General features: G+C 39.8%; 18 protein-coding genes. 10 read left to right on the top strand and 8 right to left on the bottom strand.

The window, feature by feature from the left end:
* Positions 1-4: 4 nt before the first annotated feature.
* The 5 genes from BET01_RS07730 to corA form a co-directional block, all read right to left on the bottom strand.
* Positions 5-1,192: an oxygen-binding di-iron domain-containing protein gene (locus BET01_RS07730; protein WP_120196229.1), complete on the bottom strand. Its 1,188-nt coding sequence runs from the start codon at positions 1,190-1,192 to the stop codon at positions 5-7.
* A 1-nt stretch (position 1,193) separates the two neighbouring features.
* On the bottom strand, positions 1,194-1,892 hold the full coding sequence (gene ric / locus BET01_RS07725) for an iron-sulfur cluster repair di-iron protein (protein ID WP_158585003.1): 699 nt from the start codon (positions 1,890-1,892) through the stop codon (positions 1,194-1,196).
* A 120-nt stretch (positions 1,893-2,012) separates the two neighbouring features.
* On the bottom strand, positions 2,013-2,702 hold the full coding sequence (locus tag BET01_RS07720; protein WP_120196227.1) for a Crp/Fnr family transcriptional regulator: 690 nt from the start codon (positions 2,700-2,702) through the stop codon (positions 2,013-2,015).
* A 36-nt stretch (positions 2,703-2,738) separates the two neighbouring features.
* Positions 2,739-4,121: a DUF5808 domain-containing protein gene (locus tag BET01_RS07715; RefSeq protein WP_120196226.1), complete on the bottom strand. Its 1,383-nt coding sequence runs from the start codon at positions 4,119-4,121 to the stop codon at positions 2,739-2,741.
* A 36-nt stretch (positions 4,122-4,157) separates the two neighbouring features.
* Positions 4,158-5,225 (bottom strand): magnesium/cobalt transporter CorA, encoded by a 1,068-nt coding sequence (gene corA, locus BET01_RS07710; RefSeq protein WP_120196225.1) that lies wholly within the window; start codon positions 5,223-5,225, stop codon positions 4,158-4,160.
* A 267-nt stretch (positions 5,226-5,492) separates the two neighbouring features.
* On the opposite strand from corA, the gene BET01_RS07705 reads away from it, so the two are divergent.
* From BET01_RS07705 to BET01_RS07695, 3 genes are all read left to right on the top strand, one after another.
* Positions 5,493-5,786, top strand: coding sequence for a VOC family protein (locus BET01_RS07705; protein WP_243117153.1), 294 nt, complete (start codon positions 5,493-5,495; stop codon positions 5,784-5,786).
* Positions 5,787-6,042: 256 nt separating this feature from the next.
* Positions 6,043-6,855 carry an MBL fold metallo-hydrolase gene (locus BET01_RS07700; protein ID WP_120196224.1) on the top strand — a complete coding sequence of 271 codons (813 nt, stop codon included), beginning with the start codon at positions 6,043-6,045 and terminating at the stop codon, positions 6,853-6,855.
* Between the two features lie 335 nt (positions 6,856-7,190).
* Complete coding sequence (locus tag BET01_RS07695) at positions 7,191-7,979, top strand: AAC(3) family N-acetyltransferase (RefSeq protein WP_120196223.1); 789 nt, start codon at positions 7,191-7,193, stop codon at positions 7,977-7,979.
* Between the two features lie 150 nt (positions 7,980-8,129).
* Here BET01_RS07695 and BET01_RS07690 read toward each other — a convergent pair whose 3' ends face one another.
* From BET01_RS07690 to BET01_RS07680, 3 genes are all read right to left on the bottom strand, one after another.
* Entirely contained in the window at positions 8,130-8,591 is a 462-nt protein-coding gene (locus BET01_RS07690; protein ID WP_120196222.1) for a cytochrome b family protein, read from the bottom strand.
* A gap of 301 nt (positions 8,592-8,892) precedes the next feature.
* Positions 8,893-10,716 (bottom strand): sensor histidine kinase, encoded by a 1,824-nt coding sequence (locus BET01_RS07685; protein ID WP_158585002.1) that lies wholly within the window; start codon positions 10,714-10,716, stop codon positions 8,893-8,895.
* A gap of 58 nt (positions 10,717-10,774) precedes the next feature.
* Complete coding sequence (locus BET01_RS07680; protein ID WP_120196220.1) at positions 10,775-11,509, bottom strand: response regulator transcription factor; 735 nt, start codon at positions 11,507-11,509, stop codon at positions 10,775-10,777.
* 240 nt (positions 11,510-11,749) lie between these two features.
* Here BET01_RS07680 and BET01_RS07675 point away from each other — a divergent pair, with 240 nt between their 5' ends.
* From BET01_RS07675 to BET01_RS07645, 7 genes are all read left to right on the top strand, one after another.
* Positions 11,750-12,679: a carbohydrate ABC transporter permease gene (locus BET01_RS07675; RefSeq protein ID WP_120196219.1), complete on the top strand. Its 930-nt coding sequence runs from the start codon at positions 11,750-11,752 to the stop codon at positions 12,677-12,679.
* Entirely contained in the window at positions 12,679-13,518 is an 840-nt protein-coding gene (locus tag BET01_RS07670) for a carbohydrate ABC transporter permease (RefSeq protein ID WP_207667584.1), read from the top strand. The genes BET01_RS07675 and BET01_RS07670 overlap by 1 nt, the downstream gene beginning before the upstream one ends.
* A gap of 58 nt (positions 13,519-13,576) precedes the next feature.
* Positions 13,577-14,938, top strand: a complete 1,362-nt coding sequence (locus BET01_RS07665) for an ABC transporter substrate-binding protein (RefSeq protein WP_120196217.1) — start codon at positions 13,577-13,579, stop codon at positions 14,936-14,938.
* Between the two features lie 90 nt (positions 14,939-15,028).
* Entirely contained in the window at positions 15,029-16,774 is a 1,746-nt protein-coding gene (locus BET01_RS07660; protein ID WP_120196216.1) for a DUF2264 domain-containing protein, read from the top strand.
* Entirely contained in the window at positions 16,758-17,891 is a 1,134-nt protein-coding gene (locus BET01_RS07655) for a glycoside hydrolase family 88 protein (protein WP_120196215.1), read from the top strand. Before BET01_RS07660 ends, BET01_RS07655 begins: the two co-directional genes overlap by 17 nt.
* Positions 17,892-17,978: 87 nt before the next feature.
* Positions 17,979-19,097 (top strand): glycoside hydrolase family 88/105 protein, encoded by a 1,119-nt coding sequence (locus BET01_RS07650; RefSeq protein ID WP_120196214.1) that lies wholly within the window; start codon positions 17,979-17,981, stop codon positions 19,095-19,097.
* A gap of 221 nt (positions 19,098-19,318) precedes the next feature.
* Entirely contained in the window at positions 19,319-19,822 is a 504-nt protein-coding gene (locus BET01_RS07645; protein WP_120196213.1) for a QueT transporter family protein, read from the top strand.
* Positions 19,823-19,894 lie beyond the last annotated feature (72 nt).

Genomic DNA, 19,894 nt, shown 5'->3' with positions numbered 1-19,894 from the left:
TTTTTTATTCACATAATGCTTTTGCGATTCCAGCGGCTCTTTCAAAATCTTCTTCCCTAGGATTCCAATTGCATTTTGCCTCTGCTTCTACAACGGAAAACCCTGCATCAGTCAGTTTCTCACGAAGAACCTTTGTGCCCTCGCCGCTCCAGCCATAGCAACCAAATACAGCTGCTTTTTTCCCCTTGAATTTTAATTCCTTAAGGAAATCAAGCCAACCTCCCACAGAGGATAAGATGTTGTTTCCGACGGTAGGAGAGCCTAAAGCAATGGCCTTTGATTTAAATATTTCTGTCATAATATCGTTTTTATCCGATTTTGAAATGTTAAAAATCTTGACTCTTGTCTGAGGAGAGACCTCAGCGATCTCAGCGCTGATCTTATGGGCAAGCTGCTTTGTTCCATCCCACATGGTATCATAGACAACGGTAATCTGATCTTCCTGATAATCCTGGGACCACTCATAATACTTTTCTACGATTTGCAGTGCATTCTCTCTCCAGATGGCTCCATGGCTGGTGGCAATGATATCGATTGGGATATTCAGTCCCTGAATCTCCTCGATTTTCTTTTTCACAAGAGGTGAAAATGGAGTTAATATATTGGCATAATACTTCAGTGCCTCTTCCCAAAGCTTGCACTTGTCGGCCTTATCACTAAATAACTCTTCCACGGCGAAGTGCTGGCCAAAGGCATCGTTGGAAAAGAGTATGTTATCCCCTGTTAAGTAGGTAGCCATGCTGTCAGGCCAGTGAAGCATCTTCATCTCAACGAATACAAGTGATTTTCCATTTCCAATATCAATGGAATCTCCGGTTTTTACCACCTGATAATTCCATTCTGGGTGATGGTACTGTCCAGTCAGTGATTTGACTCCGTTTGCCGTACAGTAAATAGGGGTTCCCGGAATCTTTTCCAGTAGTGCAGGCAGGGAACCACTGTGATCCACTTCTCCATGGTTGGCAACGATAAAATCAATCTTTTTTAAATCAATCTCTTTTTCCAGATTATCAATAAATTCGGTAGAGTGAGGTTTCCATACCGTATCAATCAATACCGTTTTCTCTTCCTGTATTAAATAAGCATTCTGGCTGGAACCGTGATTAATGGAATAATCAGAACCATGAAAGGACTCCAGCTCCCAATCAATAATACCTACCCAGTTCACATTGTTTTTTACTAGTTTCTTCATCTTAACGTCCTCCCTCATACTTTGGAAATAACAGTGAGTTTTCAGTGAATATATGGTTAAAAATATCCTTAGTAAGGTCATCTAGCTTTCCAAAGAGCATGCGGTAAGAAGTACATGCGCCTTCTGGGGCCTTAAAATCATTGGTGCAGGCTGTGATTTCCTTAATGATATTTCCGGCTGCGTCATGTTCATCTTCCAGTTCTTTGACGTATCCATCGTTGCTGCTTTCTAAGTAACTCTTCTTCATATATGGAAATACCAGTTTTTCTTCTTTGGCAAAATGCTCTTCCAGTTCTTTTCTTAAATCAGAGAAAAGGCTGTGAAGCGGAACAAGCTGAGAGTGATTATGCTCATAATGAACTAGAAGTACTTTATTCATCAGGCCGTCTATTTCAGCAATCAGATTTCTTTCCTTACCATGATACGTATCAACAATATAATCAATCAAATCAGGGACGTTCATTTGTGTCAGCTGTTCCATGTTTAGAACTTCGTCGCCCTCTGTTTTATTTTTGGTGTCAGCTAGTTTTTTATTCATAAGATCGATAAAGCTCTTAGGATCAATGGAAAGTTCCTTTAATGCATCTTCCAGACGATCCTTTCCGCCACAGCAATAGTCAATGTGAAAGTCATTAAAGATAGTAACAGCTCTTGGATATGCTTTAACAATATCGCCTAATTTCATTTGGTTTGTAATCATATTTAACCTTCCTTTCCGGTGCGTATCTGCTTTTGTAAGGCTAGTATAACCCGGAAGGAAAAAGAAAAATGTGATTTGAATCATTATTTAAGCTTTTTTAAAAATTCATCAAAAGTTTCACTAATCGTCGTTTTCAAAGATTTCTCTTAAGATATCTTTTTTTAAGATTTTCACCTTGCGATTTCCCTCCAGAGCAATAGCCCCTTCTTTGCAAAGCTCGCCCATCTTTCGGCTGATGGTCTCTCTTCTTACATTAATATAAGCGGCAATGTCTTCCCGGGTCAGCTGTATGGTGTCACTGTTGATTCGACTGCTTCGAAACAAGAGGAACCCTGCAATTCTAGATTTGGCATTGTTAACAGACAATAGCCGAACCAACTCATTGGCTAGGGAAAGCTTTTGACCGATAACATTTAAGAGCTTAATTCCGATTTCCGGTTTCCGTAAAATCAATTCCTGGATTTCCTTTAAGTAAATCAAGCAAACCCCACTGTCTCCCATGGAGACTGCGTTGGCTTCCAGGCTGTTACCTCCAAATATATTTTGTTCCCCATAAAAATCACTTTCATCTAAAATATCAAGAACGTATTCTTTCCCATCGAGAGAATAGTGGTTGATCTTAATCTTTCCATAACGGATGATCATAATTCTATCTGCTGGGTCATTTTCATGAAATACAATATCTCCCTTTTGGTAATCCAGATGCTGTGCTTTTGCAATCAGCTCTTTTTGTTCCTCAAAGGTAAGAGAATCAAAAAGCGAAATTCTGGACGTACACAAACAGTGACAGGAGCTGCATTGATGTGCCATAAGATCCTCCTTTCTGGTATCCGAGTGTAAATAGTCCTACTTAAGAAACCAGTCATTGATGCTCTGGTACATGGCCCTAGTATCCTCTGTTGTCTTTTCATTCATTATAATATAGCCAGGATTACTTCCTTTTAATTTAATAAGGATGTATTCCCCCACATCATTGTATACATAAAACATAGTTCTTCCATAACCCTCTACGAAAAAGTGGCCAAAGCTTTTCTTAATGCCACCATACCCGTTGGTTCTACGGTTTGCTGGAAGTTGGTCGATTATGGAGGCAGAGATGATGTCTTCTCTTGAAACTGACATATCATACATGGCAGCGTCAATTACCAATGAAGATTCTTGAACTGTTATATTGTAGTCTTTTTGACTGCTATAGATAGTAAGCCCGACGACTCCCAAGGTGAAGATCAAAATAACTGCCCCGGTAAGTTTTCCAGCCGTATTACCCATATTAATCGTCCAGCCCATATTGGGGGATCTTTTGGGAACAAGGAAGCGTGGGTCTTCTGGATTAACATAAAATCCCAATACATAATAACTATCTTGTTCTTCCGCCTTATCTTCTTCCTCCGGAACCTTTTGGTAAAAATCATCTTCAAGCTTTGCTGTCTTTTCTTGTTGCCAGTACCCGATAAATAACAGAGATATGGTAAATAAGAAAACTGGGATAAAGATAAAAAATCGAATCTGGTTCTGAGTCATCACAAAATAAAACATCAACCAGAAGATTAACATGGAAAGAGAGTAGCCAAAGGCAGAATGTGCTTGAATCTTGTCTTCCTGCTGTAAAAACCAGAGGTTAACCTCTTCGTTTGCACTGATTGGCCTTTTATAACGCTGCCAGGTCCTGTAGTAAGGGAAAATTGTAATGAGCTGGCACACTGGCCCAATAAAAGCGATGCCAATGGGATAACTCCCCTGTAAATCCGGGCGAAGGAATAAAAGAATCAAAGGCACAAAGCTGATTCCAAAAAACAACCAGATAAGAAAAGAAGAAAGACCATTCCTTTTTTGTTTTGTAAAAGCCGCAGGTTTTGTATTCTCCGTTCCAGCCCTTGGATAAATCCATTTATTTTCTTCCTTAATCCGTCGTAACTTCTTCTGATAATATATAACGATTAAGCTGTTTAATAAAAGGTTAAGCCCAATGTAAGGAAACAGTAATAGTTCGACTCCCCCCTTAAAAAAGGGTAGCAGAGTCAAAGCGCCTAAAACAATAGAAACCATCAAAACCCCAAAGCAAGCCAGTGTAAAAGAATGAACGGCTTTCTTCACATCAGGGTGTCTCGCATGTACCCTAGAAAATGTAACTCCAAGTATATGGTGATAACAATACTGCTTATAAAGCAGAGCGGATGCAGCAAACACTCCAAAAATAATCCATTGTAAAACCAACCATCCTAGTAGCATATTGTACCTCCTTTTTCATGATACCAACCTCCAGAATTAAAACCATTTCTTTTTCTTAAAGTAATAGATCATACATCCTGCAATCGCAAGCATAATGCCCCAGGTCGCGCCATATCCCCATGGAAGCTGCAGTTCCGGCATGTGAGCAAAGTTCATGCCATAAATCCCTGCAATAAAGGTCAGTGGTATGAATATGGTGGAAATAACCGTTAATACCTTCATAATCTCATTGAGTCGGTTGCTGGTGTTGGACAAGTGAAGGTCTGCCAATCCGGAGAGAAGATCCCGGCACATTTCTGTTGCATCAATGGCCTGTACGATTCGATTATAAACGTCTCTTAAATAAGGTTCCGTAGTTGGGCGGATCAACTCCATGGCTTCACGGCCCAAAAGCGAGGCCACATCCCTTAGGGGCCAGATGTATTTATTTATCTTCATAAGCTCTTTTTTAATTCTTCTGATTTCCAGCAGATGATCCTGCTCCGTTTTCTCCATTACCTGATCTTCAAGAATATCAATTTGTTCATCTAAGGTTTCTAAAATATCAAAGTAGCTTTCTGTAAGCGCATCTAAAATCAGATACATAAGATAATCAGCACCACAATTTCTAACGGGAGAGTCAGCCACCTTAATATGGTTTCGTATGCCATCAAAAACATCTCCTGTGGTTTCCCCAAAGGTAATTACATAGTTAGGTCCAAGAATCAGATTAAGCTGCTCCATTACCAGCTCACTTTTGGAGTAATAAAGCATTTTAGCAGTCACATGGAGAGAATTCCGGTATTCTTCAATCCTAGCCCTTTCATTGGGATTGGAAATGCTTTGTATAATGAGCGGATGTATATGAAATGAATCGCCCAATGCCTGTAACGCAGTTTCATCCTCAACTCCGTCAACGTTGATCCAACGCACACAGTCTTGTGGGATGTTTTTCAGATCGTTTAAATGATTTAAATCTCTGATGTTTTTTTGATACGTCTTATGAGTTTTTTTGCTGTACTCAATAATCTCTATGAGGAGGCTGTCTGCGCTCATAGAGTTGTTATCATTGAGGTCAATATTATCCTCACTTTTGTTAAGCGGAGTCATATCCTTTGAATCCATGATATCCTCTTTTCTATGTTTTTGATTTTATGCTTTGTTATTTTTTGTATTAAATGGAGTGTTGAGATATTAGTATTTTATTATAAATCCATTTGTTTATAGTATAGCACGATGGAAATTTTATAGTATAATATCTTTATGAAATTCATGTGATTTATAGAGGAATTTATAAGTTGTTAAGGTGATTGAAAATTTTATATTGATTGTTTTTATGGTGGGAGAGTACTCTATGTAAATAGAATATTATGATTGCATGAGGTGAATTGGATGAAAATAGGAGAGGTATGCTTACTAACTAGTGATGTAATTCGATTATCAAATTTTTATAAGCTATTATTTGATGTAGATAACAACAGCAATGACCATGTTCACCAAATGATACTTTCAGAGGAAACTACATTGACCATTTATAATGATGGGGTAATTCGGAATGAGAATCCACAAAATATTTGTATTGCATTTACCGTTGATGATGTTGATGTGGAATTTGAAAGGCTAAAAGCTCTTGGTGTAGAAATTGTTGATCCTCCTGCTATGAGGCCATGGGAGCAAAGAATATGAGCTTTTTAGACCCAGATCATAACTTAATTACGTTTCGGTGTTTTCCAGATGCGTGAGAGTGGGGGACATCACTCTATGGTGAATGGTTTTAAATTGTCATTAATGTTACAATACATTCCCATAAGTTTTTATAAAAATAACTAGAAACCACGGATAATTAATGTTTGGTTAATGAATTTGATGATACTATTATAACAAACATGAATCATGTGAAAAATGTAAAAACATAAAGAAAAAATAGTAAGAGGAGTCAAAGATGAAATTAACAGTCTTAGTAGACAACAACACATATATAGATCAGTACTATTTTGGTGAACCTGCAGTTAGTTACTATATTGAAGATGGGGATGAAAAAATATTATTTGATACAGGATACTCCGATATTATTATGAAAAATTCGGACAAGCTCCCTGTAGACTTAAGTAAAATAACTAAGATCGTATTCTCTCATGGGCATAACGATCATACCGGTGGATTTCGGCACATAAGCAATCAATATGACTTGGCAAATGTTGAACTAATCGCACACCCTGATGCTCTAAAAATAAAGAAGGAAAATAATGAACTGATTGGTTTGGATCTAACCGAAGAGGCAGTAAAAAAGATCTGTCGTGTATCATGTTCTAAGGTACCGATGAGAGTTAGCGATAACATTATCTTTCTAGGGGAAATACCAAATCTCAATTCATTTGAGAGACGAACAGCAATTGGAAAGCAGCATAAAGATGGTTGTCAGTGTGATGATTTTGTTTTAGATGATACTGCTTTGGTCTACAAGGGAAAAGATGGTTTATTTATTATAACGGGATGTTCCCATAGTGGTATTTGCAATATCATAGAATATGCGAAAAAAGTGTGCAACAATCATAAGGTTTTGGGGATAATCGGAGGATTTCATTTATTTGATGTGGATTCAAGATTAAATCATACGATTGAGTACTTTGTCCAGAACAACATTCGTGATTTGTATCCCTGTCACTGTGTTTCCTTTCAAGTGAAAGCTGAAATAAACAGTCGCATTCCAATACATGAGGTTGGTGTTGGTCTAAGTATAGATATCAAAGAATAAAAAGATCCCAATAAAATGGGAGGAGCCGACAAGACCTGGGAATCCTGTCGGCTGAAGTATGAAAAAAATTTATATTAAAAGGTTGCTTGATCCTTTGTAATTACTAATATAACCTGTAATTGTGACGGGAGTTTGATGAAATTGTGACGGGTTTGTGAAAGAATTCTTAAGCCGCAAGGAATCGGTTTGTGCTTAATAAGACTTCTATTACAATGAGACAGTTCATGAAAACAAAAAGCTAAAGTAACATGGACCTCCCTTGCAAAAAGCCAGTGGCTCCCTTATGATAGTAGACAGGATAACTATTAAATTACTTGGGAAAGAAAGGTGTTATTATGTATACAAAACAAGATCTGATTCAGCATTTGAAGGATATGGGAATTAAGCCCAGTGACACATTGTTGGTGCATTCTTCTATGAAGGCAATCGGTGAGGTTGAAGGTGGGGCGGATACTGTTCTCGATGCGTTTATGGAATACATGTCTGATGGCCTTCTTATTTTGCCCACTCACACATGGGCTTCTATGTCAGAGTATCACAATGAGTATGATCCAAGAATTGAGCCAGCTTGTGTCGGCATTTTACCCAATCTCTTTCGGAAGCGAAAAGGAGTGCTTCGTTCCCTTCACCCAACTCATAGTTTAGCCGTGCACGGAAAAGATAGTGAAGCCTTTATTGAAGGAGAAGAAAATCAAACGTCCCCTTGTTCCCCAGAAGGTGCTTATAATCGTATCAAAGAAAGAAATGGTAAAATCCTGCTTCTTGGAGTTGGTCATGAACGGAATACCTTTATCCACTGTGTGGAAGAACATTTAGACGTGCCGGAGCGTCTGACCAAGGAACCTACTTATTTTAAAATTGTCATGCCAGATAACCAGATTAAACCATCTTTTATGCTTCGCCATGACAATCCAGTTACGGATCATATTTCTGAGAATTATACAAAACTGGAACAGGCTTTCTATGATAGGAAAGCAGCAATTAAAACCAAGTTTGGCGATGCCGCCTGTATTCTGTGTGATTCTGGTGCAATCTATGAGGTGACAAAAGATGTGCTGTCTCACCAGATTAATTGCATCATAGAATTGGAAACTATTCCGAAGGCGTGGTGGCTGAAAGAATAGGTGGGATTGTATGGAAAACTAGATAACTTGAAGAAGATTAAGGTAACTTAAATAACTACAGAATCAAATGTTTAAATTGAATTCTTTAACATAAAAACCAAATGCCGTGAGTCAACTCTATCTTGCTGACTCACGGCATTTGGTTTAGTACTATCTACAATCTATGTTCGCCCGTAATGTATCAAATTGTTGGGATAATTCTTCTTCGGTCTTAGTATTAGTCTCCATACTCATTTGATAGTAAATATAATACTCCTTAATCTTATCTAAATATACATTGTCCTCTTCGTTAATGGGGAAGTTGGACAGCATAACGATTTGAGATAAATCATTGAATTTAAGTTCTTCCGGTGACTTTGTGTCTAATGTTTGTTTCATACTTTCAGTAAAGGTGCCTGGTTCTGGTGCAGCACTGCTTATGGCATTCCCATATCCGATATAGAAAGCCACAACTGCACAAAGAAGTAAGATAGAAAGTAAAACGTGAATCAAAGCTTTTTTTAAGCGTCCTTTCTTAAAGTAAAGATAGCGAAAGAACATAAGCATTGCAATAATAAAATAAACCCCTATGACTCCGCCAACAATATTAATGATGTTTTCAAAGTTTCCCAAATAAATATTCCCCTCATTCTTGATGGTTATTACCAGATTTTGGATATGACCTTAACATATAAGGCTGGAATTTTCAACAATATGAAAAAATTAGAATATATATTTTTCGGGGTAAATTCGGTTATTTTTTGGTAAAATTCTCTTGACATAGATTTTTGTTGCAACAAATCCACTATGACCCAGGTGAATTTACAAGATATCATAAATATAGTGATAGTATTTTAATTAAGATTGTAACGAGGTTTAAACGTATGATCATGTTTCTTCGTGTACGAAATCCTTTTATGGCACAAAATTAACACTACAGATCTGTTAACGGAATCGTAAAATAAACCAGAGTATATTTCTCTTTCGTGCTCTTTATTCGAAGGCGGGACTTAGCCCCATAGGTCATGGTTAACCGGAGATTGGTGTTGGTCAAACCAATGTGGGAGGAGGATATGTCCGAATGGGTATAAAGCTGTTCCTGTAACTTCAAAAGTTTTTTCGGGGCAATACCGATACCGTCATCCAGGATATAGAATAAGATGGATTTGTGGAGGCGCCGGATTCCGACATAGATTTTTCCTTTCCCGTTTTTTTCTTTGATTCCGTGATAGATGGAATTCTCCACAATCGGCTGGAGAATCATCTTTTTAATTGGATAAATGGTACACGATTCATCGACGAGGTAGAATATCTCAAATTTATCCGTATAGCGTATCTTCATAATTTCCAGATAAGTTTTTAAATAGCCCAGTTCTTCCTTGATTTTTACATTTTCCTGAGGATCCCCTACGGAATAGCGCATGACCGAGGAAAGGTTGGAAACCATGGTACTGCATGAGTTTTCTGAAGAAGTCATGCGTATGGACTCCCAGTAAATGGTATTTAATGTATTATGGAGAAAATGAGGATTGATCTGATGCTGCAATGCCTGCATTTTTAATATCTGTAATTTATAATCCCGCTCTGATGCCTGAACCTTTAAATATTTTTGATCCAAAAACAGCCTTATAATGTTTAGCATAATGTATTCAAACGGATTTCCTGCTTTCCTTGGCATCTTGTCAAAATGCCGCTGGGAAGCTTCTGGGTTACTGAAAATGTCGATGATGCTGCTTAAATACTGATATTCCTTATTTGTCTTATAAAAGGCCAAGACAAAGGATAAGAAAATTCCTGAAAACATAAGAAGCATATAGGTTCCGGAAAGACTTCTTGTAGTTTTGTAGATTTCCTTGGAAGGAGTAAAGGTGATATAAGTCAGCCCGTTGTTCCTTACGGATCTTAAGTAAGCGGCTTTTTGGTACGTATCATTTAGTTCAATATCAAACAGATGCAGTTCTTCCTTCGTAGTGAGTGTTGTATTGATGCAGTTCAATTCTCCGGCGGGATCGTCAGATTTGCTGTTGGTATAAATGATATTTTGTCCTGAATCAATTAAATAGATGGACTGGTTATTGTATTGCAGCACGGTCTGGAAATACTGTTCCATCTTATTTAAATTATATTCGAAAGCCACCATACCCACCGGCTTGTACGCAAAACGGGTATAAAGCCGTTGATAAATGATTAGGGTATCGGTGGAGGCTTTGGATCCGGGGATTTTTTTTCGCTTGATCTCCATCCAGAAATCTTTGGTGCCGGAATTTTTATAGGTGTCTATAATTTTCTGTTCGTCTGATGTGAAAACCGTTTGGATGGAGCCTCTTTGCGGGAGGAACATCCGGTTATTGGAATTGTCATAATAGACATAGATGTTTTCAATATAAGGGTCTGTGAATATTAGATTTTGAAAATATAAAGACAGGTTTTCTATATTTTTAAGTGAATCCAGAGATACAGGTTTTTCATTAAATGCTTTTTTCATCTGAATGGTGACTCTGGGATTGGAGGAGAAAAATATTTTTGCATTATCAATATGGGAATAAAGCTGTTCAATGGTTTGTTCCAGTTGATGAAGTGTCTGATAGGTGCTTTTTTCTATGGCGGTCGTATTGTCCTTTGAGGATTGGATTACGCTGTATGGACCAACCATCATGATGGGAATCAAAAGTAAAAGACAGTTGGTTAACAGGCTTTTGGTAAAGAACTGATATCGAACGGATAATTGTACCCGGATTGTTTTTTTCATCTGTTTCATTTTCGTTTCCCATCTTTGGCTCATTCTCAGCCTTTAATCCAAACAATGCGTAACCCCTTTATCTTTCATGGTTCCGGTACTCTGTGGGAGTAATACCCCAATAGGCCTTAAAGGCTCTTGCAAAGTTATTGGGATTTACATATCCAATGGAATTGCTGATATTATAAATTTTGGAATCTGGATCTTTTAGAAGTAATGCGGCTTGTTTCATGCGGCTTTCGGTTAATAAATCGGAAAAGGTCTTAGCTGTTTTTTGTTTGATTAGCTGGCTGAGATAAGAGGAATTCAGATACAGGGATTCCGCTAGATCCGATAGGGAGCCTTCCCGGTAGTTCTTTATACAATAGGCAAGAACCTTGTCTATGATCTCATCGGGGACATAATCGGTCTCATCTTGAGAGGAAATCTGATATTTATTGTCCAGTTCCTTCTTTATAGTTGCAAAAATCTCTTTCAGTTCAGAAAAATTGGTAGGCTTTAAGACATAGTAGCGTACTCCATAGCGTATGGCATTCTGGGCGTACTGGAAATTGTCATAGGCACTTAAAAAGACAATGGTAGGGCGGGGGGCTGGAGCCTCCCAGAGGGCTTTGGCAAGACCGATTCCATCAATGTCAGGCATGCTTATATCTGTTAAAACCACATGGACGGTATGTTCTTTTAAATACTCAAGGGCTTCCCGTCCGTTTCCCTTTTGAGCGCAAACGGAAAATCCTGATTCATTCCATGGAAAACAGGAGGCGAGAATATCACGGGAATTTGCCTCATCATCTACAATTAAAAGCTCGTACATCGTCTTACCTCCCCAATAAATCGGCAATGTTCATTACCACCAAATTATAGCATGCTAAACTTCTTTGCGTCAAATGAGAGCGGCAAAACTCGAGCGTATGAAACAAACCTCTAAAATAAAGATAGAGCTGTAAAAAAATGATAGATAATAATGATAGGATCAGGTAACGGTGACAGGGGCTCAGTATAAGGGCATATGTGATAGAATCTCATTAATGAAAAGTGTTAGGAGGAGTAATGTATGTCACCGCAAGCAACTAAAAATCCATCCGTACCCAGTGTCAGGAAGTATCCGAAAAACTGGAGGTGGGGAATTTTATTTATTCTGCCCTGGTTAATTGGCTTTTGTATTCTTCAGGCATATCCATTAATTATGTCTCTGTACTATTCATTTACAGACTTTTCGATTTTGGCCGAAGGAAAGTGGATCGGGTTAGACAATTACAAAAGACTGTTTACAAAAGATAAATACTTCATGAAATCACTAGGATTGACCTTTAAGTATGCACTTATGGCAGTTCCAATGAAGCTTATTATGGCTTTAATTGTAGCAATGATACTGAATATGAAGCTGAAGTGTATCAATCTGTTCCGTACCGTTTACTATCTGCCTTCCATTATGGGCGGTAGCGTAGCAATTTCTATTTTATGGCGCTTTATGTTCATGAGAGAAGGAATGATGAACAATTTTCTTGGAGTATTTGGAATTCCGTCCGTCAACTGGCTGGGAGATCCGGATATTGCACTGGTAACCATTAGCTTACTGGTAGTATGGCAGTTTGGTTCCTCCATGGTTTTATTCCTTGCAGGACTTAAAAATGTGCCCACAGAACTTTATGAAGCAGCAGAGGTTGACGGAGCCAATAAATGGACAAAGTTCTGGAGCATTACTCTTCCCATGTTGACACCAATCGTGTTCTTTAACCTGATCATGCAGATTATACATGCGCTACAGGAATTTACGTCAGCCTTTATCATTACAAGCGGTGGTCCCAATCATGGAACCTATCTGATTGGAGTGAAAATTTACGAAGATGCCTTCCAAAATCTGAAGATGGGGTATGCATCTGCATCCTCATGGGTGTTGTTCTTGGCGATTCTTCTGATTACGGTTTTGGTATTCCGCTCATCCAGTGCATGGGTATTTTATAATGATGGAGGAATGGACTGATGAGAGTGAAGAAAAATGATATAATCGCATATGTGATCTTAATTGTTATGGGAGTTGCAATGATTTATCCTTTATTCTGGTTGTTTTTTGCTACCTTTAAGGATAATCAGGAGTTATTTGGCAAGATGAGTCTTTTGCCTGAAAAGTTTTCTTCCATTGCCTATAAAAATGGCTGGAAGGGAAGCGGTCAGTTCACCTATCTTACCTTTTACTTAAACACGTTTAAACTGGTGGTGCCAACGGTTTTGTTAACCGCACTGTCAACGGGAATTGTTGCTTACGGGTTTGGAAGATTTAAATTCCCTTTTAAGAAAATCCTGTTTGCGCTTATGATTTCTACACTGATGCTGCCGGATGCAGTCATTATGATTCCCAGATATGTGGTGTTTAATAAATTTGGCTGGGTAGATACTTACCTTCCCTTCTGGGCACCTGCAGTTTTGGCCTGCTATCCATTCCTGATTTTTATGCAGATTCAGTTCCTTAGAGGTATTCCAAAAGAATTAGACGAATCCGCTTACATGGATGGGTGTAACCCGTTTGTGGTATATGTTAAGATTCTGGCTCCTCTTTTAAAGCCGTCCGTATTTTCCGTAATTATTTTCCAGACCTTGTGGAGATGGAATGATTACTTTAACAACCTTGTTTATATCAGCAGTGTTAAGAACTATACCTTGTCATTGGCCTTAAAGATGTCCATTGACAGCCAGGGTTCATCAACACCATGGAATCAGGTGCTGGCTATGTCTTTTGTATCACTGATTCCGCCCATTCTTTTATATTTCTTCGCACAGAAGTATTTTGTTGAAGGTATTACAGCCGGAGGTATCAAAGGCTAACAAGTAATATAAAGACAGGTGGGGCAGTATGCCCCCAAAATAAGGAGGATGTATTTCTATGAAAAGACAGTTTAAGAAACATGTGGCGCTTCTTATGACAGCATCAATGGCTGCAGTCACTCTTATGGGGTGTGGGAGCACAGGCAAAACAGATGAAACCACGCAGGCAACTCAGGGTGCAGCGGTAACATCAGCAGCAGCCGGTGGAAGCGGAGAGTCTGTAACCTTACGCTTTTCCTGGTGGGGAAGTGACAGCCGTCATGGGGCATTATTAGATGTGATTGATGCTTATCAGGCAAAGAATCCCAATGTAAAAATAGAAGCAGAGTATCAGGGATTCGATGGTTATTATGAGAAGATCATGACCACCCTTTCCAGTAATACAGCACCTGACATCATTCAGCTTAATAAAGAATGGCTGCCTGATATTCAGGGAGCAAAGCATTACTTAGCAGATCTTTCCACATTGCCTGTGGATTTAAGCACTTTAAAAGACCGTTTGCTTGAAATCTCAGGAACTTACAATGGAGAAGCAAATATTTTCCCATGTACGGTAGGCGGTTCACCAGTAGTTTATGTAAATACAGATTTTGCAAAGGAATTTGAAATTGATCTTGCAAAGAACTACACCTGGGATGAAATTGCAGAATTAGGAAAAGCGATTCATGAAAAAGACAGCGATGCATATCTGATGACAGCAGATGCAGATATGTTAAATCGTCTGTTTATTCAGCCTTATCTGGTTCAGAAAACCGGAAAACCTATCATCGATGAAGAAACCTATGCCCCTAATTTTACAGAGGCAGATGCCACAGAAGCCTTCCAGAATATTTTAAATCTTTATGAGTCAAATGCGCTGGAGCCATTTGGAGATGCTGCAACCTTTGCAGGCCAGATGGATCAGAACACCAAATGGATCAACAAAAAGATCGGTATGATCGTAGATTACACAGGATCAGCTCCTAAGTATCTCTCTTCTGTAGATAGTCCTCTCGATGTAATTGCCGCACCAGTTATGGAAAATGCAAAGAGTACTGGCGTGGTATACGGCGGAGACCGTGGTTTTTCTATCAATGACAATTCTGCCCATAAAGAAGAAGCAGCCAAGTTCCTGGATTTCCTTATGAATGATGCAGAAGCAATTAAAATCCAGAAAACAGCAGTGGGCTACTGTCCTACCAAGCATTCAGAGGAAATTCTGATTACAGAAGGAGCAGTTGATGAACTTCAGAAAAATGCCATTGATTTAGTTGCAAAAGATCCTTATATCAATAACATGATCAGCGGAAATACAGAGCTTGAAGTAGTCCGTAAGGATTTAATTCAGGAAGTTATTTACGGAGATGTTACACCAGAAGATGCTGCAAAAGAATTACTGGTTCAGTATGAAGAAATATTAGAACAGTTAAAGGCGAAATAATCCGTTCATAGTAAAAGGAATGAGGGTGTTGCAAAATTTATATTTTGTGACACCTTCTGTCCGTATTTACCATTCAATGCAGGAGGAAAGATGAAGAACAAAGAGTATTATGTAAATATGCTTATGAAACTGGTTGATCCCCTGAAGGTTCATTACAGTGCAGGCGGTGCAGGGCTGAAGCTTGGCGCTTTTGCAGCCGGATACGGAAACAGAATTGCCGATATGGAAGGCTTCTCCCGCGTCCTTTGGGGAATGGTCTCATACTGGGCAGGAGGCGGAAAGGATAAGAGTCTGCTTGAGATATATCAAAAGGGACTTTCTAACGGAACGGATCCTGACTCAGAGGAATACTGGGGTGATCTCCATGATAAGGATCAGAGAATGGTAGAAATGGCAGCTATCAGCTATGGGCTGTTGATGATTCCAGATCAATTGTGGGAACCTCTTGATGAAAAGTCCAAAGAGAATCTGGCAGACTGGCTGTACCAGATTAATGAATATTCTCAGGCTGAAAATAACTGGCAGTTTTTCAAGGTCATTGCAAACCTGGCATTAAAGAGTCTGGAAAAAAAGTGGAATCAGGAGCAGGTACAGAATGCCATGGATAAGTATGAAACCTTTTACCTGGGAAACGGCTGGTATTCCGATGGAAAACGTCCTCAAAAGGACTATTATACTTCTTTTGGAATCCACTTTTACTGTCTGCTTTATTCAAAATTCATGGAAAAGGAAGATCCATACCATGCGAGCCTTTTTAAAGATCGGGCAGCAGAATTTGCCAAGACATTTATTTACTGGTTCGATGATGAGGGGAAAGCATTGCCCTTTGGCCGTTCTCTGACCTATCGTTTTGCAGAGGCTGCATTTTTTTCCGCCTGTGCATTGGCTGGAGTGGAGTGCGGTTCCTGGGGAATTATGAAGGGGATTTTAGAACGACATCTGGATTACTGGATGCGGCAGCCGATTTTTGACAATGGTGGGGTGCTTACGGTTGGATATACCTATCCCAATCTTTTAATGTCAGAATCTTATAATGCACCAGGCTCCGCTTACTGGTCTTTGAAGACTTTTGTATTCTTGGCTCTGGAAGAGGATCATCCATTCTGGAGTGCCAAGGCAGAACCCTTGCCAAAGCTGAAGCCTTCTTTGGCTGTTAAGGAATGTGATATGCTGATCTGTCACAGAGACCATGAGGTGGTGGCTCTTACAGCAGGGCAGTATCCCACCTTAGAGCATCCATTTGCAGCGGAAAAATATGCAAAATTCGCTTATTCATCCCAGTTTGGTTTTTGCGTATCCCGTTCCTTTCACACCATTGAGCAATCAGGAACGGACAGCATGCTGGCCTTTTATGTTCACGGAATGCATTATGTCAGAAGAACATGTGAGGAGTACCGTATCACAGAGCAGGAGGTCTATTCCAGGTGGAGTCCTGTAGAAGGAATTATGGTGGAAACCTGGCTGACTCCCGAAGGAAACGGACACAGACGAAAACATGTGATTACCAGCAGTCTTCCTGAACATACTCCCTGCATTGCCTATGACTGTGGTTTTTCCTATCCATATTGTATGGAAGAAACGAAAAAAATAACTGATGGAACGGAAGCTGTGGTGTCTGATGAAAATGGATATAGCCGGGTTGCGTCAACGGTTGGAGAGGCAACTGTAATTACCGCATTACCCAACATGAATCTCATATTCCCCAACGTCTTTATTCCGGCAGTCCGTTTTCCGGTTGCTCCTGGGAAGATGGAAATGGAAACCCTTGTGGAAACAGAGTTCACAAAGAAAACGGTGGTAATCGGAGGAGGAAACTGTTATGCGATACAGGATTGATAAAGAAACTTTTCTTTGGGCAGAGGAGATCTGGAAGAAAATCGAAATAAAGCTGGAGGAAGAATGTAAGCGTCTGGGCCCAATCATGCCTTATGTCCCGGAAAACGGCAAATATTATGACATGGGAGAGAGGGAGCTGACCGCCTGGACCAATGGCTTTTACTCCGGTATCTTGTGGCAGATGTATCATGCGACGAAAAAGGATTGTTACCTGGAAAATGCAAGAGAAATTGAAAAGCGTCTTGATGGGGCATTTCAAAACTTTCCAAAACTTGACCATGATGTAGGCTTTCTCTGGCTTCACACGGCAGTAGCGGATTACCGTCTAACCGGAGAAGAGGAGTCCAAAAGCCGGGGACTTCACGCCGCCGGGATTCTGGCAGGGCGCTACAATCCTAACGGCAAGTTTATAAAAGCATGGAATGGGGAACGTGCAGGCATTGCCATTGTTGACTGTCTGATGAACCTGCCTCTTCTTTATTGGGCTTTTGAACAGTCAGGGGACAGTGCATGGAGACAAATTGCCATAAATCATACGGAGATGGCTCTTAAGTACATCATCCGTCCGGACGGTTCCTGCAACCACCTGGTAGAATTTGATCCTGTTACAGGAGAATATTTAAATAATCCTGGAGGTCAGGGCTATGAAAGCGGCTCCTCTTGGAGTCGGGGGCAGTCCTGGGGAATTTACGGAATAGCGCTGGCTTATAAGTATACAAAGAATGATGCGTATTTGGATGCGGCGAAGCGGGTGGCCCATTATTTTTGTGCCAATCTGGCGTTAAATGACTATGTTCCCATGCTGGACTTCAGAGCTCCGGAGGAACCGGTTTATTATGATACCACCGCCGGAGTCTGTGCGGCCTGCGGCCTTTTGGAACTTTCAGAGCATGTAAATCCATTGGAAAAAGATCTATATGTGAAATCAGCAATTCGCTGCCTGAAAGCGGTTACAGAACGATTCTGCCAGTGGGATCCTAAGAAAGATTCTATTTTAAATTTCGGTTCTGCCAGATATGACAGAGAATCTGACCGCCATGTTCCCATTATCTACGGAGACTATTTCCTGGTGGAAGGCATCTTAAGACTGCTGAATAAGGATTTCCTCATCTGGTAGGAGTATAAGATAAATTTTAAGATGAAAACGTGACAAATCCCGAAACAATCTGCTTCAATAAAATATAAAATATGGAGAAATTAAGAAATGCAGAAATTGGATCAGAATGCAATAAAAGAAAAACTTAGTCTTGTGGTAGATAAGCTGATAAACTTAGATAAGACCAACGATGAAACGACGATTGAAGAACGCAGTGAGGCTGTTGGTTATTTCAAAAGAGATTTTGGAATAAAGGAATGGGACTGGCCTCAGGGTATAGGTCTTTATGGACTCATAAAGCTTCAGAAAATCCAAGGAAATGAAGATTATAAAGAATTCCTCATTCACTGGTATAAAGAAAATATGGAACTGGGACTTCCATCGAGGAACATCAATACTACAGCCCCACTTTTAGCCCTTGTGGATTTAAATGAATCAGTAAAGGACAGGGAGTTTGAATCCCTTTGCCTGGACTGGGCCAAATGGCTTATGAAATGCCTGCCTAAAACCGAAGAGGGCGGTTTCCAGCATGTGACAAGCGCAAACGGTGACCGTCTGGGCGTCCGGCTCAATGAAAATGAGATGTGGATCGACACCCTGTTTATGACCGTCTTATTCTTAAATAAAATGGGCCTTAAATACAATCGGCAGGACTGGATAGATGAGGCTTATCATCAGGTGCTGATGCATATCAAGTACTTATATGATAAGAAAACCGGGCTGTTTTACCATGGTTGGACCTTTAATGAAAGAAATAATTTCGGCGGCGTGTTTTGGTGTAGAGGCAATAGCTGGTTTACCGTGGGAATTCTGGAATATATGGAGATGTTTAAAGGCACTATGAATTCAGGTATCAGACAGCTTGTGACAGAAACTTATAAGGCTCAGGTACATGCCCTGTTAAAGCTGCAGAGCAAGAGCGGACTTTGGCATACGGTTCTTGATGACGCGGACAGCTATGAAGAGGTATCGGGCTCGGCAGCCATTGCAGCAGGTATTTTAAAAGGCATTAAAATGGGAATTCTCGATGATACTTATCTGGAATGCGCACATACTGCCGTAAGGGGAATTCTTAAGAACATCGATGCAGATGGAACTGTACTTCATGTTTCTGGCGGAACCGGAATGGGATATGACAAGGAACATTATAAGAACATACTTGTGGCACCGATGGCATATGGACAATCGCTGGCAATCCTGGCGCTTTGTGAGGCATTAGAAGTATAAATCCTAAATAAAAAGATAAGCACCATATCCCCATTGCATTCGAAGCTCAGGAATATTAAGAACAGGTGTGAGTGGTGTAAAATTGGAGTGGCACTTGCATTTTGCTTCTGCATGAGTTATAGTAATACATGCTGAAACCCTGATAAACAGGCACTTTCAGGAAAATATTTCAAGTGTTCGTAACCTTCCACTTGTAAAACAAAACTAAAGGAGAACAGAATATGAATTACAAATCTTCAAGGAAAACTTATTTCTTGGTTTTTTCCGCAGCGATTGCTGCCATCTACACCGTGCTGACTTTAATTTTTGCACCCATCAGCTTCGGTCCCATTCAATTTCGGATTTCAGAGATTCTCTGCATCCTACCATTTTTCACCCCAGCGGCAATTCCTGGTTTATTTATCGGCTGTCTGCTGTCTAACTTTTTGTGCGGTGCGGCTGCCTTAGATGTAATCTTTGGAAGTCTTGCTACCTTGATCGGAGCAGTTGGTTCTTATATGCTTCGGAAACATCAGTGGATGGTATGCGTTCCACCGATTGTAGCCAATACCATTATTGTTCCTTGGGTCCTTCGTTTTGCTTACGGATCTCAGGATTTCATCTGGTACGCCATGTTTACCGTGGGTGTGGGAGAAATTCTTGCCATCGGATTCCTTGGAAATATTTTCTTAGGTGTATTAAATCGTTATAAGCACATAGTTTTTGGACGTTTCATAACAGAATAACCAAAATCCATAGTAAAACTCCCGCTTCCTAGTTAAGGAAGGGAGTTTTTTTAATGTTATTCTACAAATAAT

The organism is Lacrimispora algidixylanolytica (genome assembly GCF_003609635.1).
Lineage (GTDB): Bacteria > Bacillota > Clostridia > Lachnospirales > Lachnospiraceae > Lacrimispora > Lacrimispora algidixylanolytica.
Note: the sequence above shows the minus strand (reverse complement) of the source record. Positions and strands in the feature narration are given on the sequence as shown.

Excerpts from the sequence above, each read along its gene's own strand:
- BET01_RS07730 (WP_120196229.1), bottom strand. The coding sequence starts at position 1,192 with ATGAAGAAACTAGTAAAAAACAATGTGAACTGGGTAGGTATTATTGAT.
- ric (WP_158585003.1), bottom strand. The coding sequence starts at position 1,892 with ATGATTACAAACCAAATGAAATTAGGCGATATTGTTAAAGCATATCCA.
- BET01_RS07720 (WP_120196227.1), bottom strand. The coding sequence starts at position 2,702 with ATGGCACATCAATGCAGCTCCTGTCACTGTTTGTGTACGTCCAGAATT.
- BET01_RS07715 (WP_120196226.1), bottom strand. The coding sequence starts at position 4,121 with ATGCTACTAGGATGGTTGGTTTTACAATGGATTATTTTTGGAGTGTTT.
- corA (WP_120196225.1), bottom strand. The coding sequence starts at position 5,225 with ATGGATTCAAAGGATATGACTCCGCTTAACAAAAGTGAGGATAATATT.
- BET01_RS07705 (WP_243117153.1), top strand. The coding sequence starts at position 5,493 with ATGAAAATAGGAGAGGTATGCTTACTAACTAGTGATGTAATTCGATTA.
- BET01_RS07700 (WP_120196224.1), top strand. The coding sequence starts at position 6,043 with ATGAAATTAACAGTCTTAGTAGACAACAACACATATATAGATCAGTAC.
- BET01_RS07695 (WP_120196223.1), top strand. The coding sequence starts at position 7,191 with ATGTATACAAAACAAGATCTGATTCAGCATTTGAAGGATATGGGAATT.
- BET01_RS07685 (WP_158585002.1), bottom strand. The coding sequence starts at position 10,716 with ATGAAACAGATGAAAAAAACAATCCGGGTACAATTATCCGTTCGATAT.
- BET01_RS07680 (WP_120196220.1), bottom strand. The coding sequence starts at position 11,509 with ATGTACGAGCTTTTAATTGTAGATGATGAGGCAAATTCCCGTGATATT.
- BET01_RS07675 (WP_120196219.1), top strand. The coding sequence starts at position 11,750 with ATGTCACCGCAAGCAACTAAAAATCCATCCGTACCCAGTGTCAGGAAG.
- BET01_RS07670 (WP_207667584.1), top strand. The coding sequence starts at position 12,679 with ATGAGAGTGAAGAAAAATGATATAATCGCATATGTGATCTTAATTGTT.
- BET01_RS07665 (WP_120196217.1), top strand. The coding sequence starts at position 13,577 with ATGAAAAGACAGTTTAAGAAACATGTGGCGCTTCTTATGACAGCATCA.
- BET01_RS07660 (WP_120196216.1), top strand. The coding sequence starts at position 15,029 with ATGAAGAACAAAGAGTATTATGTAAATATGCTTATGAAACTGGTTGAT.
- BET01_RS07655 (WP_120196215.1), top strand. The coding sequence starts at position 16,758 with ATGCGATACAGGATTGATAAAGAAACTTTTCTTTGGGCAGAGGAGATC.
- BET01_RS07650 (WP_120196214.1), top strand. The coding sequence starts at position 17,979 with ATGCAGAAATTGGATCAGAATGCAATAAAAGAAAAACTTAGTCTTGTG.
- BET01_RS07645 (WP_120196213.1), top strand. The coding sequence starts at position 19,319 with ATGAATTACAAATCTTCAAGGAAAACTTATTTCTTGGTTTTTTCCGCA.